Annotated in this window: 16 protein-coding genes and 1 pseudogene; 8 read left to right on the forward strand and 9 right to left on the reverse strand. The window is 61.6% G+C overall.

The genetic code is table 11. The features are described 5' to 3' along the window. Position 1 precedes the first annotated feature (1 nt). The 5 genes from C4J84_RS12075 to gloB all read right to left on the reverse strand — a co-directional run bounded on the left by C4J84_RS12075 (position 2) and on the right by gloB (position 7,219). A complete protein-coding gene (locus C4J84_RS12075; protein WP_124362722.1) occupies positions 2 to 1,075 on the reverse strand; it encodes a microcin C ABC transporter permease YejB in 1,074 nt (357 codons plus the stop codon). Beyond that, entirely contained in the window at positions 1,076 to 2,914 is a 1,839-nt protein-coding gene (locus tag C4J84_RS12080; RefSeq protein ID WP_124429526.1) for an extracellular solute-binding protein, read from the reverse strand. Further along, positions 2,911 to 4,740: an extracellular solute-binding protein gene (locus tag C4J84_RS12085; protein ID WP_124435409.1), complete on the reverse strand. Its 1,830-nt coding sequence runs from the start codon at positions 4,738 to 4,740 to the stop codon at positions 2,911 to 2,913. Before C4J84_RS12085 ends, C4J84_RS12080 begins: the two co-directional genes overlap by 4 nt. 212 nt (positions 4,741 to 4,952) lie before the next feature. After that, entirely contained in the window at positions 4,953 to 6,353 is a 1,401-nt protein-coding gene (locus C4J84_RS12090; RefSeq protein WP_124362725.1) for a transglycosylase SLT domain-containing protein, read from the reverse strand. A gap of 98 nt (positions 6,354 to 6,451) precedes the next feature. Next, a complete protein-coding gene (gene gloB, locus C4J84_RS12095; RefSeq protein WP_124435410.1) occupies positions 6,452 to 7,219 on the reverse strand; it encodes a hydroxyacylglutathione hydrolase in 768 nt (255 codons plus the stop codon). 65 nt (positions 7,220 to 7,284) lie between these two features. Here gloB and C4J84_RS12100 point away from each other — a divergent pair, with 65 nt between their 5' ends. From C4J84_RS12100 to C4J84_RS26730, 4 genes and pseudogenes are all read left to right on the forward strand, one after another. Next, entirely contained in the window at positions 7,285 to 8,043 is a 759-nt protein-coding gene (locus C4J84_RS12100) for a class I SAM-dependent methyltransferase (protein ID WP_124370610.1), read from the forward strand. Between the two features lie 29 nt (positions 8,044 to 8,072). Then, positions 8,073 to 8,525, forward strand: a complete 453-nt coding sequence (gene rnhA, locus C4J84_RS12105; RefSeq protein WP_057725161.1) for a ribonuclease HI — start codon at positions 8,073 to 8,075, stop codon at positions 8,523 to 8,525. 70 nt (positions 8,526 to 8,595) lie between these two features. Further along, positions 8,596 to 9,336 (forward strand): DNA polymerase III subunit epsilon, encoded by a 741-nt coding sequence (gene dnaQ, locus C4J84_RS12110; protein ID WP_164485286.1) that lies wholly within the window; start codon positions 8,596 to 8,598, stop codon positions 9,334 to 9,336. A gap of 84 nt (positions 9,337 to 9,420) precedes the next feature. Beyond that, positions 9,421 to 9,516 (forward strand): annotated as a pseudogene (locus C4J84_RS26730) (N-acetyltransferase); the annotation flags it as partial. 68 nt (positions 9,517 to 9,584) lie between these two features. Here the strand turns inward: C4J84_RS26730 and C4J84_RS12115 are convergent. After that, positions 9,585 to 11,219 carry a methyl-accepting chemotaxis protein gene (locus C4J84_RS12115; RefSeq protein WP_124370612.1) on the reverse strand — a complete coding sequence of 545 codons (1,635 nt, stop codon included), beginning with the start codon at positions 11,217 to 11,219 and terminating at the stop codon, positions 9,585 to 9,587. Positions 11,220 to 11,445: 226 nt separating this feature from the next. On the opposite strand from C4J84_RS12115, the gene C4J84_RS12120 reads away from it, so the two are divergent. Together C4J84_RS12120 and C4J84_RS12125 are read left to right on the forward strand one after the other, a co-directional pair. Continuing rightward, a complete protein-coding gene (locus C4J84_RS12120; RefSeq protein WP_124362730.1) occupies positions 11,446 to 12,276 on the forward strand; it encodes an undecaprenyl-diphosphate phosphatase in 831 nt (276 codons plus the stop codon). Then, positions 12,273 to 12,656 carry a DUF1294 domain-containing protein gene (locus C4J84_RS12125; RefSeq protein ID WP_124370613.1) on the forward strand — a complete coding sequence of 128 codons (384 nt, stop codon included), beginning with the start codon at positions 12,273 to 12,275 and terminating at the stop codon, positions 12,654 to 12,656. The genes C4J84_RS12120 and C4J84_RS12125 overlap by 4 nt, the downstream gene beginning before the upstream one ends. Here the strand turns inward: C4J84_RS12125 and C4J84_RS12130 are convergent. Together C4J84_RS12130 and C4J84_RS12135 are read right to left on the reverse strand one after the other, a co-directional pair. Continuing rightward, on the reverse strand, positions 12,651 to 13,001 hold the full coding sequence (locus C4J84_RS12130) for an MmcQ/YjbR family DNA-binding protein (protein ID WP_124362732.1): 351 nt from the start codon (positions 12,999 to 13,001) through the stop codon (positions 12,651 to 12,653). The two genes, C4J84_RS12125 and C4J84_RS12130, sit on opposite strands and share 6 nt — an antisense overlap. After that, positions 12,998 to 13,906 (reverse strand): LysR substrate-binding domain-containing protein, encoded by a 909-nt coding sequence (locus tag C4J84_RS12135; RefSeq protein ID WP_124362733.1) that lies wholly within the window; start codon positions 13,904 to 13,906, stop codon positions 12,998 to 13,000. Before C4J84_RS12135 ends, C4J84_RS12130 begins: the two co-directional genes overlap by 4 nt. A gap of 126 nt (positions 13,907 to 14,032) precedes the next feature. Between C4J84_RS12135 and C4J84_RS12140 the strand changes: the two genes are divergently transcribed. Continuing rightward, complete coding sequence (locus C4J84_RS12140; protein WP_124370614.1) at positions 14,033 to 14,644, forward strand: FMN-dependent NADH-azoreductase; 612 nt, start codon at positions 14,033 to 14,035, stop codon at positions 14,642 to 14,644. Positions 14,645 to 14,836: 192 nt separating this feature from the next. Continuing rightward, positions 14,837 to 15,874, forward strand: a complete 1,038-nt coding sequence (locus tag C4J84_RS12145; RefSeq protein ID WP_124366929.1) for a dienelactone hydrolase — start codon at positions 14,837 to 14,839, stop codon at positions 15,872 to 15,874. Here C4J84_RS12145 and C4J84_RS12150 read toward each other — a convergent pair. After that, positions 15,868 to 17,040, reverse strand: coding sequence for an MFS transporter (locus C4J84_RS12150; protein ID WP_124370615.1), 1,173 nt, complete (start codon positions 17,038 to 17,040; stop codon positions 15,868 to 15,870). The genes C4J84_RS12145 and C4J84_RS12150 overlap by 7 nt on opposite strands. Positions 17,041 to 17,099: the final 59 nt, after the last annotated feature.

A 17,099-nucleotide genomic window follows, 5' to 3' on the forward strand; every position in this document is an offset into this window, starting at 1 on the left:
CTCAATGCTCCCGGCTGGCGAAGTCGATACGCGGATCGACCAGGGTGTAGGTGAGGTCACCGATCAGTTTCACGATCAGCCCCAGCAAGGTGAAGATAAACAGCGTGCCGAACACCACCGGATAGTCGCGGTTGATCGCCGCTTCAAAGCTCATCAGGCCGAGGCCGTCGAGGGAAAAGATCACCTCCACCAGCAGGGAACCGGTAAAGAAGATGCCGATGAAGGCCGAGGGAAAACCGGCGATCACCAGCAGCATCGCGTTGCGGAACACATGGCCGTAGAGCACGCGGTGGTTGGTCAGGCCCTTGGCCTTGGCGGTGACCACGTACTGTTTGTTGATCTCGTCGAGAAAGCTGTTCTTGGTCAGCAGGGTCATGGTGGCGAAGTTACCGATTACCAGGGCGGTCACGGGCAGGGCCAGGTGCCAGAAGTAATCGAGCACCTTGGCGCCCCAACTCAATTCGTCGAAGTTATTCGACGTCAGCCCGCGCAACGGGAACCAGTCCAGGTAACTGCCGCCGGCAAACACCACGATCAACAGGATGGCGAACAGGAACGCCGGGATTGCATAGCCGACGATGATCGCCGAACTGGTCCACACATCGAAATGGCTGCCGTGGCGCGTGGCCTTGGCGATGCCCAGGGGGATCGACACCAGGTACATGATCAGGGTGCTCCATAGCCCGAGGGAAATGGACACCGGCATCTTTTCCTTGATCAGGTCGATGACCTTGGCATCACGGAAAAAACTGTCGCCGAAATCCAGCCGGGCATAGTTCTTGACCATGATCCACAGGCGTTCCGGCGCCGACTTGTCGAAGCCGTACATTTTCTCGATTTCCTTGATCAGCGCCGGGTCGAGCCCCTGGGCGCCGCGATAGCTGGAACCGGCCACCGCGACTTCGGCGCCGCCACCGGCGATACGGCTGGTGGCGCCGTCAAAGCCTTCGAGCTTGGCGATCATCTGTTCCACCGGCCCGCCGGGGGCGGCTTGGATGATCACGAAGTTGATCAGCAGAATGCCGAACAGCGTGGGGATGATCAGCAACAGGCGACGAACAATATAGGCCAGCATTCAATCGCCTCCGCTCGCCGCTTCGGCGCTTTGCGTGGTGTCCAGGGGGATCGCCGGTTTGACGTCGGGTTTGGCCCACCAGGTGGCGGTTCCGACGTCATAGCGCGGCGAAACTTGCGGATGGCCGAGGTGGTCCCAATACGCCACACGGAAGGTCTTGATGTGCCAGTTGGGGATCACGTAGTAACCGAACTGCAGCACGCGGTCCAGCGCCCTGGCGTGGGCGATCAGGCTTTTGCGCGAGTCGGCGTCGATCAACTGCTCGACCAACTGGTCGACGGCCGGGTCTTTCAGGCCCATGTAATTGCGGCTACCGGGTTTGTCGGCGCTGGACGACTTCCAGAACTCACGCTGCTCATTACCTGGGGAGGTGGATTGCGGAAAGCTGCCCACCAGCATGTCGAAATCCCGCGAGCGCAGGCGGTTGATGAACTGCGACACGTCAACCCGGCGAATCACCAGGTCGATGCCCAGGTCGGCCAGGTTGCGCTTGAACGGCAGCAGGATGCGCTCGAATTCGGTCTGGGCCAGCAGGAATTCAATGGTGACCGGTTTGCCGGTGGTGTCGACCATCTTGTCGTCGACGATCTTCCACCCGGCCTCTTGCAACAGCTGATACGCCTCGCGCTGCTGCGCACGGATCATGCCGCTACCGTCGGTTTTGGAAGGCTCGAAGGACTGAGTGAAGACTTCGGCAGGGATCTTGTCGCGCAGGGGCTCGAGAATCGCCAGTTCATCCGGGCCGGGTAAACCGGTGGCGGCCATTTCCGAGTTTTCGAAGTAACTGCGCGTGCGGGTATAGGCGCCATTGAACAACTGTTTGTTGCTCCATTCGAAATCCAGCAACAGGCTGATGGCCTTGCGCACCCGGACATCCTGAAACATCGGTTTGCGCGTATTGAACACAAAACCCTGCATACCGGTGGGGTTACCGTTGGGGATTTCTTCCTTGATCAAGCGGCCCTGGGTTACCGCCGGAATGTTGTAGGCGTTGGCCCAGTTTTTCGCGCTGAACTCCAGCCAATAATCGAACTGCCCGGCTTTCAGGGCTTCCAGGGACACGGTGCTGTCACGGTAATAATCGGTGATGCGATTATCGAAATTGTAGAAACCCTTGGCGACCGGCAAGTCCTTGGCCCAGTAGTCCTTGACCCGCTCGTAGCGAATCATGCGCCCGGCCTTGACCTCAGCCACCTTGTACGGGCCACTGCCCAGCGGAATTTCCAGGTTGCCCTTGGAAAAATCCCGGCTGGCCCACCAATGCTTGGGCAGTACCGGCAACTGCCCGAGGATCAGCGGCAGCTCACGGTTGTTGGTGCGCTTGAATTTGAACAGCACCCGCAACGGGTCCTCGGCGACCACTTCATCCACGTCGGCGTAGTAAGTGCGGTAGAGCGGGGTTCCATCCTTGATCAGGGTCTGGAAGGTGAACACCACGTCTTCGGCGCGGATCGGGTGGCCATCATGGAAGCGTGCCTCGGGGCGCAGATAGAAGCGCACCCAACTGTTGTCCGGCGCCTTTTCGATCTTGCCGGCCACCAGGCCGTATTCGGTGATGGGCTCGTCCAGGCTCTGCATCGCCAGCGTGTCGTAGATCAACGGCAGATTGTCTGCGGGCACGCCTTTGCTGATGTAGGGGTTGAGGCTGTCAAAGCCGCCCATGGCTGACTCGCGGAAGGTGCCGCCCTTGGGGGCGTCGGGGTTCACGTAGTCGAAATGCTTGAAATCGGCGGGGTACTTGGGCGGCTCGTTATACAGCGTCAACGCATGTTGCGGGGCGGCCTGGGCCGCACTGCACAGCAACAGGCTGGCGAATAGAGTACTGCGCAAAGACATCATTGGGCTTTCTCCGAAGCTTTCAGCCACCATGCGCTCAAGCCCAGGCTGTAGGGCGGCGTGGTGACAAAGGCGAACCGGTTGCGGTACGCCAGGCGATGATAGTTGAGGTACCAATTGGGAATGCTGTAGTGCTGCCACAGCAGCACCCGGTCCAGGGCGCGGCCGGCGGCCAGTTGTTCTTCGCGAGTCTGGGCCGCGAGCAGTTGTTCCAGCAGGTGGTCGACTACAGGGTTGGCGATGCCGGCGTAATTCTTGCTGCCCTTGATGGCAGCCTGGCTGGAATGGAAGTACTGCCACTGTTCCAGCCCTGGGCTGAGGGTCTGGTTGAGGGTGACCAGGATCATGTCGAAGTCGAACTGGTCGAGGCGCTGCTTGTACTGCGCACGGTCAACGGTGCGCAGGTGCGCGTCGATGCCGATACTGATCAGGTTCTCGACATAGGGCTGCAGGATGCGCTCCAGGTTCGGGTTGACCAGCAGGATTTCCAGGCGCAGCGGTTGCCCGTCCTGGTTTAGCAGGCGTTGGCCGGACAGCTTCCAGCCGGCCTCGCCGAGCAGGCCCAGGGCGCGGCGCAGGGTATCGCGGGGGATGCCGCGACCGTCGGTCTGCGGCAGGCTGAAGGCCTGGGTAAACAGCTTGGCCGGCAGTTGGTCGCGGTAGGGCGAGAGCATCAGCCACTCGTGACCGACCGGGACGCCGGTGGCGGAAAATTCGCTGTTGGGGTAGTAACTCAAGGCGCGTTTGTAGGCATTGCTGAACAGGGTGCGGTTGGTCCATTCGAAGTCGAACATCAACCCCAGGGCTTCGCGCACCTGGGTCTGGCTGAAGGCCGGACGCCGGGTGTTGATGAACAGGCCCTGGCTTTGGGTGGGGATGCGGTGGGCGATCTGTGCCTTGATAACCTCGCTGCGGTTCACCGCCGGGAAGTGGTAGCCGGTGTCCCAGTTCTTGGCCTGGTGTTCGATATAAATGTCGAATTCGCCCGCCTTGAAGGCTTCAAAGGCGACGTCGCTGTCGCGATAGAACTCCACCTCGACCTTGTTATAGTTATACAAACCCTGGTTGACCGGCAGGTTCTTGCCCCAGTAATCCTTGACCCGTTCGAACACCAGCTGGCGGCCGGGGGTGACCTTGCTGATGCGGTACGGCCCGCTGCCCAGTGGCGGCTCGAAGGTGGTGGCCTTGAAGTCGCGGTTCTTCCAGTAATGCTGGGGCAGCACGGGCAACTCGCCCAGGCGCAGGATCAACAGCGGGTTGCCGGCGCGCTTGAACACAAAACGAATGCGATGGCGATTGAGGATGTCGACCCGCGCCACTTCCTGCAGGTTGGTGCGGTATTGCGGGTGGCCTTCGGTCAACAGGGTTCGGTAGGAAAACGCCACGTCATCGGCAGTAATCGGTGCCCCATCGTGAAAACGCGCCTCGTGGCGCAGATTGAACACGACCCAGCTGCGGTCCTCGCTGTATTCCACCGATTGGGCAATCAGGCCGTAGCTGGACGTCGGCTCGTCGCCGGAAGGGGCGTACTGGCCGGTGCCGACCATCAGCGGTTCGTTCAGCTCATTGACGCCATACTGCAGGAAATTGCCGGTGGAAACCGGGCTGGTGCCCTTGAAGGTATAAGGGTTGAGGGTGTCGAACGTGCCAAAGGCCATCACCCGCAGTGTCCCGCCTTTCGGCGCTGCAGGGTTTACCCAATCGTAATGGGTGAATTTGGCCGGGTACTTGAGTGTGCCGAACTGCGCGTAACCGTGGCTCTCGGTAATCGTCGCGTTCGCAGCAAAGCTCAAGGCCAGACTTATTAGTAGAAGGAGGGAACGCTTCAAGTCAGAGATCCGATCCGGGCGGCTTGGGCTTTATGATCGGTACAGTAACAGCTTGTTCCGGATGGAAAAAGGCTGCTGAGAGCAGTGAAGATCCAATGTGGGAGGGGGCTTGCCCCCGATAGCTTTGTGCCAGTCAGTACATAGGCTAACTGACCCACCGCTATCGGGAGCAAGCCCCCTCCCACAATTAGCTCTTCAGTGTTCTTGAGGTATCAGCGCGGCCCGGAAACCACCAGCATCTGCCCAGGCTTCAACGCCTGGCCGGTGCGTGGGTTCCAACGCTTGAGATGTTGCATCTCGACGTTGAAGCGCTTGGCGACCATGTACAGCGAGTCGCCTTTCTTGACCTTGTACTGCACCGGTTTGGTCGCGGCGGCTTTGCGCGTGTCCTGCATCACCAGGGTCTGGCCGACCTTGAGCGCCTGGCCGTTGAGCTTGTTCCAGCGCTGCAGGTCATGCACATCGACCTTGTTGGCCTTGGCGATCAGCGTGAGGTTATCGCCAGTGCGCACCTTGTAGCTGCGGGTACGCCCGGCCACCGCCTTGGTCTCGACTTCGTCGAACACCGGCTTTTTCGGGCGCATGCTCAACAATTCTTCCGGCTTCATCGTCGACAGGGTGCTGGTGAGCAGTTGCGCCTTGGAGGTAGGCACCAGCAAATGCTGAGGGCCGTCCAGGGTGGTGCGTTGTTTCAGGGCCGGGTTGAGCTGGAACAGCTCGTCTTCATCGATTTCCGCCAGCGCGGCGACCCGGGACAGGTCCATGCTTTGCTTGACTTCAACCACTTCGAAATACGGCGTGTTGGCGATCGGGTTGAGGTTGACGCCATACGCCTCGGGGGCCAGCACCACCTGGGACAACGCCAGGAATTTGGGCACGTAGTCCTTGGTTTCCTGGGGCAGCGGCAGGTTCCAGTAGTCCGTCGGCAGGCCGAGCTTCTCGTTGCGCTCGATGGCCCGGCTCACCGTGCCTTCACCGGCATTGTAAGCCGCCAGGGCCAGCAGCCAGTCGCCGTTGAACATGTCATGCAGGCGGGTCAGGTAGTCCAGGGCGGCGGTGGTGGAGGCGGTGATATCGCGGCGGCCATCGTAGGCGCGGGTCTGGCGCAGGTTGAAGTAGCGCCCGGTGGACGGAATGAACTGCCACAAGCCGACCGCATCGCTGCGCGAGTAGGCCATTGGGTTGTAGGCACTTTCAATCACCGGCAGCAGCGCCAGCTCCAGGGGCATATTGCGTTCTTCAAGGCGCTCGACGATGTAATGAATGTAGAGGCTGCCGCGTTCGCCGGCGTTCTCCAGGAAGGACGGGTTGCTGGCGAACCACAGGCGTTGTTGCTCGATGCGCGGGTTGACCCCTACGCCGTCCTGCAATTGAAAGCCCCGACGCATGCGTTCCCAGACATCCTGGGGCACTTCGGGGCTGGGCTTCTCTGAGAGCCAAATAGGTTTTTGCTTGATCTTGGCAGCAAGATTGGGTTTGGGTTGCACGGTGGATTGTGCAGCGTAATGAGTCGATTGGCAGCCCGCCAGAGTTGCGGAAACGGCCACCGCCACGGCTTGAGCCAGGCGGGTCAATGCGTCTGAAGAAATGGATTTACGAATAGATGACGACATTGGCTGGAAGTAAGTTCCGGGCAAAAATGTCGGGCGATTCTAGAAAGCGCTTCGGTTCCGGTCAACCATTCAGAAATTACGTATCAGATTGCGTCCGCTTAGAACTTATCTTTCCAAGCCCTCAAGCTAGCAAACACCTCGGCCCCAGAGCGGTTGTCGCGTCCGTTCCGTTCGTCCGCTTTTTGTTTAACGGATGTTTCAGAGGTGCGTAGAAAAGGGTTAGTGCGTTTTTCCAGGGCCAGGTTGGAAGGCAGCGTCATCTCGCCACGGGCGCGCAATTGAGCGACTCGCGCGACCCGTTCAGCGATGTCGGCATTATCCGGTTCCACGGCTTGGGCAAACTTGAGGTTACTTTGTGTGTACTCGTGGGTGCAGTACACCAAGGTATCGGCAGGCAGGGCAGCCAGGCGTTCCAGGGACGCGTACATCTGTTGCGGCGTGCCTTCGAACAGGCGACCGCAACCGGCGGCAAACAGGGTGTCACCACACAGCAGCACGCCTTGATGGTAATAAGCGATGTGGCCGAGGGTGTGGCCGGGCACTGCATACACATCGAAATCCCAGCCGAGCACGGTGATGCGGTCGTTGTCCTGCAAGTCGACGTCCCGTGCCGGGATTTTTTCGTTCGCGGGGCCATACACCCTGGCGCCGGTGACCGCCTTGAGTTGCTCGACGCCGCCGACGTGGTCATGGTGATGGTGGGTGACCAGGATATCGCTGAGGGTCCAGGCCGGGTTCTGCTTGAGCCAGGCGAGCACCGGCGCGGCGTCACCGGGGTCGACCACGGCGCAACGGTGGGTTTGCTCATCCTGTAACAACCAGATGTAGTTATCGGTGAAGGCGGGCAGGGCACTGATCTGTATCATTCTTCGATTCGCCAAGCTGAACACATTGGTGCATCTTAGAACGTCTAGGCGAGTTGGAGAATGCAATGACTGATAAAGCGTTCGCCCAGGCCGATCCTGAGTGGCTGGCCCTGATCGGTGCAGCCCGCGAATGGTTGTCCGGGCCGCTTGGGCAATTTCTGCTGGATGAAGAGCGGCGCATGCTCGATGACGAGCTGGGCCGGTTCTTTGGTGGCTACCTGGTGCATTACGGCCCGTCGGCCGAAACGCCGCCGTGCGCACCGCAGGTACAACGCAATGTACGCCTGGGGGCGCCGTTGCCGGGTGTGGAAATCGTCTGCGAGGAGCAGGCCTGGCCGTTGAGCGAACACGCCGCCGATGTGGTGGTGTTGCAGCATGGCCTGGATTTTTGCCTGTCTCCCCACGGTTTGTTGCGCGAAGCCGCCAGCAGCGTGCGTCCCGGTGGCCATTTGCTGATTGTCGGCATCAACCCCTGGAGCAGTTGGGGCCTGCGCCATGTGTTCGCCCAGGACGGTTTGCGCCAGGCGCGCTGCATCGCGCCTTCACGGGTGGGCGACTGGCTGAACCTGCTGGGTTTCGCGCTGGAGAAACGCCGCTTCGGGTGCTATCGTCCGCCGCTTGCGTCCGCCAAATGGCAGGGGCGCCTCGCCGGCTGGGAACGCCGCGCAGGTGCCTGGCAACTGTCGGGTGGGGGCTTCTATTTATTAGTGGCGCGCAAGATCGCGGTCGGGCTGCGGCCGGTGCAGCAAGTGCGCCGCGAACCGCTCGCCAAGCTGGTGCCGATGCCCCTGGCCAAGGTCAACCGCGAACAGCGCGAACCGTAAAACCTCTTTTGATTCAGGCTCAATAACCGATGACCGATAGCGTAGAACTCTTCACCGATGGCGCCTGCAAGGGCAACCCCGGCCCCGGCGGCTGGGGCGCATTGCTGGTGTGCAAGGGCGTGGAGAAGGAGTTGTGGGGCGGCGAAGCCAACACCACCAACAACCGCATGGAGCTGATGGGCGCCATTCGCGGCCTGGAAGAGCTCAAGCGGCGCTGCAACGTCCTGCTGGTGACCGATTCGCAATATGTGATGAAGGGCATCAACGAGTGGATGGTCAACTGGAAGAAGCGCGGCTGGAAAACGGCGTCCAAGGAACCGGTCAAGAATGCCGACCTGTGGCAATTGCTCGACGAGCAATGCAACCGGCATGACATCACCTGGAAATGGGTGCGTGGGCATATCGGTCATCCCGGCAATGAACGGGCTGACCAGCTCGCCAACAGGGGCGTGGATGAAGTGCGCGGCTACAAGCAGAGCTGAAGCCGGCTGACGTGTTAACATCGCGCCCTTTGACTCACCCCACACCGTTGAGAGCTGAACCCTGATGGCCATCCGATCCGTTGTACTCGATACCGAAACCACCGGCATGCCGGTGACCGATGGTCACCGGATCATCGAAATCGGCTGTGTCGAACTGATGGGCCGCCGTCTGACCGGTCGTCACTTTCACGTCTACCTGCAACCGGACCGCGACAGTGACGAAGGCGCGATCGGCGTCCACGGCATCACCGACGAGTTCCTCAAGGGCAAGCCGCGCTTTGCCGAAGTGGCCGATGAGTTTTTCGAGTTCATCAACGGCGCCCAACTGATCATTCATAACGCGGCGTTCGACGTCGGCTTCATCAATAATGAATTTTCCCTGATGGGGCAGATGGATCGAGCGGATATTTCCCAGCACTGCTCGATCCTCGACACCTTGATGATGGCCCGCGAGCGTCACCCGGGCCAACGCAATAGCCTCGATGCCTTGTGCAAACGTTACGGCGTGGACAACTCCGGCCGTGAACTGCACGGCGCCTTGCTCGACTCCGAGATTCTGGCTGAGGTCTACCTGGCCATGACCGGTGGGCAGACCAGCCTGTCGCTGGCCGGTAATGCCTCCGATGGCAACGGTTCGGCAGAAGGCTCGGGCAATCGTCCCTCGGAGATCCGTCGCCTGCCGGCTGATCGCAGGCCTACGGCTATCATCCGTGCCAGCGAGCAGGATCTGGCCGAGCATGCCGCGCGATTGGACGCGATCGCCAAGGCAGCCGGTGCGCCGGCGTTGTGGACTCAATTGACCCAGCAATGATCCTGGTTTGATGCAGAAAAAAAATGTGGGAGAGGGCAAGCCCTAATGCCGGTCAGTTAAGAAGTAGCAGGAGCGAGAACTAACTTGTGGCGAGGGAGCTTGCTCCCGCTGGGGCGCGAAGCGGCCCCAAACAATGGGACTGCTGCGCAGTCCAGCGGGAGCAAGCTCCCTCGCCACAGGTTCGGTGTCGCCTTAACTGACTGGCATTAGGGCTTGCCCCCTCCCACAGGGTGCTCATGACATGGGCGTCAGACTTTGAACTGGCGCAAGAGCCCGTCAAGCTGCTCACTCAAGCCGCGCAATTGCGCGCTCGCCACGCTCGACTGTTCAGCCGCCAGCGCGGTGCTGTGGGATAAGCCGGCCGCCTGGGTGACGTTCTGGTTGATGTCTTCCACCACATGAGCCTGTTGCAGGGTGGCACTGGCAATCGAGGCGTTCAGGCCGTTGAGATTATGCAGCGCCTGGCCGATGGCACTGAGGCTTGCACCGGCCAGGCCGGCTTGTTCGATGGTCAGTTGCGAGGCGCTGTGGCTGTCGCTGATGACCTTGACCGCCGCTTCCGAATGGCCCTGCAGCCGCTCGATCATCGCCTGGATCTCAGCCGTGGATTTCTGCGTGCGCTGGGCCAGCAAGCGTACCTCATCGGCCACTACGGCAAACCCACGACCCTGCTCGCCGGCGCGTGCGGCCTCGATGGCAGCGTTGAGGGCGAGCAAATTGGTTTGGTCGGCAATTGAACGAATCACTTCCAGCACGCCGCCGATCTGGGTGCTCTCGCTGGACAGGGTTCGGATAACCTCCACGGCCTGGCTGATGGTGCTGGAGAGCTGGTCGATCTGCTGCAAACTGCCGTCGATGTTGACCTGGCCTTGTTGCGCCTGGGCTTGGGCGTCGCGCATTTCGCTGGCGGCGTGCTCGGCGTTCTTGGCCACGTCCTGCACGCCGTAGGTGACTTCATTGATCGCGGTGGCCACCAGTTCCATCTGTTGCGACTGCTGCTGGCTGCGGTCGTGGGCCTGGCTGGCGTTGTGGCCCAGCTCGATGGACGACTCGCCCAGGGCGTTGGCGCACACCTGCAATTGGCCGACCACCTGGCGCAATTTGGCGGTGAAGGTATTGAAGTGCTGGGACAGCTGGGTGACCTCGTCGCGCCCGTGGGTATCGAGGCTGCGGGTCAGGTCGCTTTCACCGCTGGCGATGTTGCCCATGGCATTCACCGCCGCCTGCAACGGTTGCAGGATGCTGCGCGCGATCAACAGCACCAGCAAGGCCATGATCAGCGCGATGCCCAGGCCGATGGCAGAGGCTTTCCACACCTGGACGGTGAACTCGGCCTGAACGTCGTCCACGTAGACGCCCGAGCCGATAATCCAGCCCCAGGGTGCGAACAACTGGATGTAGGAGGTTTTCTGCACGGGCGCATCGGCCCCCGGTTTCGGCCAGCGGTAATTGACAATGCCGGCGCCCTTGGCCTTGGCCAGGCTCACGAACTCGTTGAACACCGCAAACCCGTCCGGATCGCGGATCGCCGAGAGGTTCTGGCCGTCCAGCTTGGGATTGGCCGCGTGCATGATCATCACGGGGGTGAGGTCGTTGATCCAGAAGTAATCGTCGTGGTCGTAACGCAGGCCGCGCACTGCGCTCAGGGCTTGCTGCTGCGCCGCTTCGCGGGTGAGCACCCCGGTTTTCTCCAGGTTCTGGTAGTAGCCCAATACCCCGCTGGCGGTTTGCACCACGTGCTGGGTCTGTTGACGCTTGGCCTGGTAGAGGTCGTCATGGATCTGTTTGAGCATCAACGCGCCCAAGGTCAGCAGCATCAGCACGGCGACTACCAGGATCAGCCAGAGGCGTCGGCTGATCGACATATTGCGCAAACTGTTCATCGTCCTGTCACTCCGTGCCCTTTATAATTGTGGGTGTTGCATCGACTTTTTCGGCTTGTCTGATAGGCTTTCGGCCCGTAATCGAAAAACCTGAGTACTGCCTGATTTTTCACGGAATTTTTGCAGTCCGGCATTGAGAATCGATGCCGGGCGCTGCAGCGCGCTCGTTGTCAGTGAACTTAAAAAACATAAGAGGCATGCCAGGCGCGTGACCTTTGGAGAAAGCATGGATTTTTGGACTGCCATACAGGCATTGATTCTTGGCGTGGTCGAGGGGCTGACGGAGTTCCTGCCGATCTCCAGCACCGGCCACCAGATCATCGTCGCCGACCTGATCAACTTCGGCGGCGAGCGTTTCGAGGCATTCAATATCATTATCCAGCTGGGCGCGATCCTGGCCGTGGTCTGGGAATTTCGCCGCAAGATCCTCGACGTGGTCATCGGCTTGCCCACTCAGCGCAACGCCCAGCGCTTCACCGTGAACCTGATCATTGCCGTGTTGCCGGCGGTGGTGCTGGGGGTGATTTTCGCTGACCTGATCAAGCATTACCTGTTCAACCCGATCACCGTGGCCACGGCCCTGGTGGTGGGCGGCGTGGTCATGTTGTGGGCTGAACGCCGCCAACATGCCGTCCATGCCGAAACCGTGGACGACATCACCTGGAAAGACGCGCTCAAGGTCGGCGTCGCCCAGTGCCTGGCCATGATCCCAGGCACTTCGCGCTCCGGTGCGACGATTATCGGCGGCCTGCTGTTCGGCCTGTCGCGCAAGACCGCCACCGAGTTTTCATTCTTCCTGGCCATGCCGACCATGGTCGGTGCAGCGCTGTACTCGGGCTACAAATACCGCGACCTGTTCCAGCCGGCGGACCTGCCGGTATTCGCTATCGGCTTTGTCACCTCGTTCATCTTCGCGATGATCGCGGTCAAGGGCCTGCTCAAGTTTATCGCCAACCACAGCTACGCGGCCTTTGCCTGGTACCGGATCGCGTTCGGCCTGGTGATCCTGGCGACCTGGCAATTCGGCTGGATCGACTGGACCGCCGTCAAGCCATGAACATTCAGCATCCGCGCCTGAAGGCGTTGGTCCTGCTAGTGCTGTGCGCCGCGCCGCTGCTGGGTGCGGCGCTGCTGTGGCAGCGCGGCGAGACGGTCATGCCGTTGGCGGCCTACGGGGTGGTCAGCGTGGTGGCGTTCTTTCTGTACTGGAGTGACAAGCGCAAGGCCCAGACCGAGGGCCGGCGCATCCCGGAAAACATCCTGCACGCCGTCGAGCTGGCGGGCGGTTGGCCGGGGGCGTTGATCGCCCAGCAAGTGTTCCGGCACAAGACGCGCAAGGTGTCTTACCAGGTGCTGTTCTGGGTGATCGTGCTGCTGCACCAGGTGTTCTGGCTGGACCAGCTGTTTCTCGGCGGCACGCTGCTGTCGGTTCTATAGCAACAACCCCACCTGCGTGCGCTTGGGCAACTTGCTCACCACCAGTTGGTGGGAGCGCTGCAACAAACCACGCAGTTCCTCGGGCGCCAGCGGGTAGGGCGTGTTCATGATGATCCATTGCGCGCGTGCCAGGTACGGCGCCGGGTGGATGCCTGGGCGGTCGACGTGGCCGAGGAACAGTTCCTTGTCGACCTTGAACGCCAGCGAGTCGCCGCGCAGGTTCTGCAGCGCGAACATCTTGTTGCCGGCAATCGAGAACACCCGTACGCCGCCCCATTTGTAGTCCTCGCGTGCGCCCGGCAGGCTCAGACAGAATTGCGCGACTTGCGCTTCGGTCATGCTCATAGCAGGCGATCTCCACAGCCTTTGAAACCTTCTTCCAGGTAGTCGATCCAGGCGCGAATGGCCGGCAGCACGCCGCGCCGGTGCGGGTACACGGCCTGCAACCAGCCGCCGGGCAACGACCATTGCGGCAGCAGCTGCACCAGTCGGCCACTGGCCAGTTCCTCTTCGCAATACATCATCGGCAGCACCGTGAAGCCCACGCCCATGAGGGCGCTGGTCTTGCGTACGATAAAGTCTTCGATGCCCAGGCGCGCCTCCATGACCAGCTCGTGAGCGTTGCCCTGCGGGTCGATGATGCGCTGGTGCACCATGCGGTCCGCCTCGAGTGCGCCCATTATCGGTAATTGCCTGAGGTCGTCCAGGCTGTCGACCTGCCGATCACGCAGCAGTGCCGGGCTGGCCACCAGCACTGTGTGTGCCTGGCGCAGGCGTTTGGTGACCAGCAACGGGTCTTCGTCGCCCAGTTCGCGCACGCGCAAGGCTACGTCGATCCCTTCGCCCACCAGGTCGACGCGGCGGTTGACCAGGGTCATGTCCAGTTGCACCAGCGGGTGGGCGGCGAGAAAGCCGGCCACCAGTTCCGGCAGGATCTGTTGGGCCAGGCCGACCGGGCAAGTCACCCGCAGACGCCCACGGGGCTCGGTGGACATGCTGGCCACGGCCTCATCGGCCATCTCCGCTTCCAGCAACATCGCCTGGCAGTGGCGCAGGTAGCGCTCGCCGACGGCGGTCAGGGTCAGTTGCCGGGTGGTGCGTTGCAGCAGGCGCGCGCCCAGGCGTTCCTCCAGCTCGGCAATGCGCCGCGACAGGCGCGATTTGGGAATTCCCAGCAGGCGGCCGGCGGCGGCGAAACCGCCGGCTTCGACGACTTTGGCGAAATAGTAGAGGTCGTTGAGGTCTTGCATGGTCAGCCTATTGTCCTGTCAGTGGGACAATCTATCGCATTCCAGATGGCTTATCGACTATTGGTTGGATGCGTAGCATCAACACCATCTGATCGCCCCTGTCGATCCCACCCTCGGAGATCCACCATGAAACTGTTGCATATCGATTCCAGCATCCTCGGCGACAACTCCGCTTCCCGTCAGCTCAGCGCCGGCGTGGTCAAGGCATGGCAGGCCGCCGAGCCGGGCGTGGAAGTGACTTACCGTGACCTCGCCAGCGAAGGCATCAACCATTTTTCCGGCGCCACCCTGGGTGCGTTGGGCACCGCTGCCGAACTGCGCGATGCCGCGCAAAAGCATGAAGCCGAACTGAGCGCATCGTCGCTGGCTGAATTCCTCGCCGCCGATGCCGTGGTGCTAGGTGCACCGATGTACAACTTCACCATCCCGACCCAGCTCAAAGCCTGGATCGACCGCATCGCCGTTGCCGGCCAGACCTTCCGCTACACCGAAGCCGGCCCTGAAGGCCTGTGCGGCAACAAGAAAGTCATCATCGTCTCCACCGCCGGCGGCCTGCATGCCGGCCAGGCGTCCGGTGCCGCCCATGAAGGCTACTTGAAGTTGCTGTTCGGCTTTCTCGGCATCACTGATATCGAAATCGTACGTGCTGAAGGCCTGGCCTACGGCGACGAAGTGCGCAGCAAAGCCTTGAGCGACGCCAACGTGCTGATCAGCGAGCACTTGTTCGCCGCTGCGTAAGGCTTGTGTAAATGTTCGTCGCGGCCGGTTTCAATCTGAAGCCGGGCGTCTAAACTCTGTATTCTGTTCGCCTGAGCGCGAGCGGGGTACGGAGTTTTTGCATTTATGGCCCAGGTTATGCACGCTTGGGTTGACTACCCTGGAATTTTCATACGGCATGCCGGTTCTCACGCAGCAAAGGTGGACATCCCCATGATGCGTCTCTGTGCTGTTTTGGTTCTTTCCCTGTGCGGCGGCCTGCTTTCAGTGCACGCCGCGCCTGCGCCGCACCCCCATTGGAGTGTGGGCTTTCATCGCATGAGCGTCCTGGACCCGCTGGATTCGCAGCCGATGAAGGCCATTGCGTTCTACCCCTCCACCGACACCGAGCACACCACGACGTTGGGCGCCTACCATGTGGCTGCCGGCGAAGACGCCAAGGTTGCCATCGGCCGTTTCCCGATGCTGATGCTGTCTCACGGCAATACCGGTACGCCGCTGGCCCTGCATGACCTGGCCACCTCGCTGGCGCGCAAGGGCTTTGTGGTGGTGGCGGTGCTGCACCCCGGCGACAACTACAAGGATCACAGCCGCCTGGGCACCGTGAGCAATCTGTATGGCCGGCCGATCCAGATTTCCCAGGCAATCACCGCGACGCTGGACGACCCGATGCTGTCGCCCTTCGTCGACATCGACCAGGTGGGCGTGATCGGCTATTCGGCCGGCGGTGAAACTGCGCTGATCCTGGCGGGGGCCAAGCCGGATTTCGAGCGTTTGCGCCGCTATTGCCAGCAGCGCCCGGAGGACCGTGACGCCTGCACCACCAAAGGCGAACTGGTGGTCGACCGTGACGACTTGCAGCCCCAGGCCGACCCGCGCATCCATGCCCTGATGCTGATGGCGCCGCTGAGCCTGATGTTTGGTCGCCACACCCTGGCTGACGTGCACGTACCGGTGCTGCTCTACAGTGGCGATGGCGACAAATTGGTGGCCGTGGACAAGAACGCCGCCGCCCTGGCGCGCAAACTGCCGGAGCCGCCGGACTTCAAACTGTTGGCCGGGGCAGGGCACTTCGTGTTCATGGCGCCGTGCGACAGCGACCAATTGGCGACGATGCCGGCCATCTGCACCGATGCCGACGGTGTTGACCGTGAGGGCATCCATCGCGACCTAGTCTCCGAGGCCGGGCGCTTTTTCAGTCACACCCTCGGCGAGGCCACCCGTGCCGGGTTACAGACGGCCGATCAGTAAGCGCGACGCTTGAGCAGCACGGTCAGTGCCAGCGCCGTGACTGACAGCAGCGCCGCGCAGAAGAAGATCCAGCCATAGCCGAGGTTCAGCGCCACCGCGCCCATCAACGGGCCGGCAATCGCCAGGGCCAGGTCGAAAAACACCGCATACGCACTCAGCCCGGCGCCACGGCTACTGTCTGGCACGCGCTTGATAGCCTCGACCCCGAGCGCCGGGTAGACCAGTGACAAGCCAAAGCCGGTCAACCCCGCGCCAATCAGCGCCACGCCGGTCGACGGCGCCAGCCACAGCAGGGTGAGGCCCAGGGTTTCGATGAGCATGCAGGCGATAGCGGCGGTGAAGCCGCCCACGCGGCTGATGGCGGAAATGAACACCAGGCGCGACGCGATAAAACACACGCCGAATACCGTCAGGCAGTACGCTGCGCCGGCCCAGCCGCGATTGAGGTAGTACAAGGTGATAAAGGTGGTCAGCGTGCCGTAGCCAATCGAAGCCAGGCAGAGGCTGGCGCCAAACGGTGCGATACGTCCGAACACCGCCCAGAACGGCAGGCGTTCGCCGCGCACCACTGGCACCGAGGGTTTGTTGCGGATCAACACCAGGCCCAGCGCGGCCAGCCCCGTCAGCGCCAGGCCCAGGCTGGCGAAGCCATAGTCGGCCACCATCACCACACCCAGCGGCGCGCCAATGGCGATGGCGCCGTAGGAAGCGATACCGTTCCAGGAAATCGACCGGGCCGTGTGTTCGGTGCCGACCGCGCCCATGCACCAACTGATGGTGCCCACGCCAATCAAGCCCTGGGCCACGCCCAGCAACAGCCGACCGGCGATCAGGATGGTCAGGCTTAGCGCCGGCAGGCCCTCCAGCAGCACCGCGATAAACGTCAGCACGCCACTGATCAGGATGCCAGCCAGGCCCAGCACAATGGCGCGCTTGGTGCCGACGTTGTCCGACATGCGCCCGGCCATCGGCCGGCTGAGCAAGGTGGCGAGATATTGCGAACCAATGGTGACCCCGGCCACCACGGCGCTGTAGCCCAAGTGCTCGTGCACATAGCCTGGAATTACCGCAATCGGCAGGCCGATGCAGATGAAGGCAATGAACGTGTAGAAGACGATGGAGACGATCTGCAGGGTGATCGACAGGGAGGAGGGGGCGGCAGGCATGTGAACTCGTTCGCTGGCGGGCGGTGCGGTCATGATGCCACTGCGCTGTTCAATGTGGG

The organism is Pseudomonas sp. R11-23-07, from assembly GCF_003852295.1.
In the GTDB taxonomy this organism is placed as follows: domain Bacteria; phylum Pseudomonadota; class Gammaproteobacteria; order Pseudomonadales; family Pseudomonadaceae; genus Aquipseudomonas.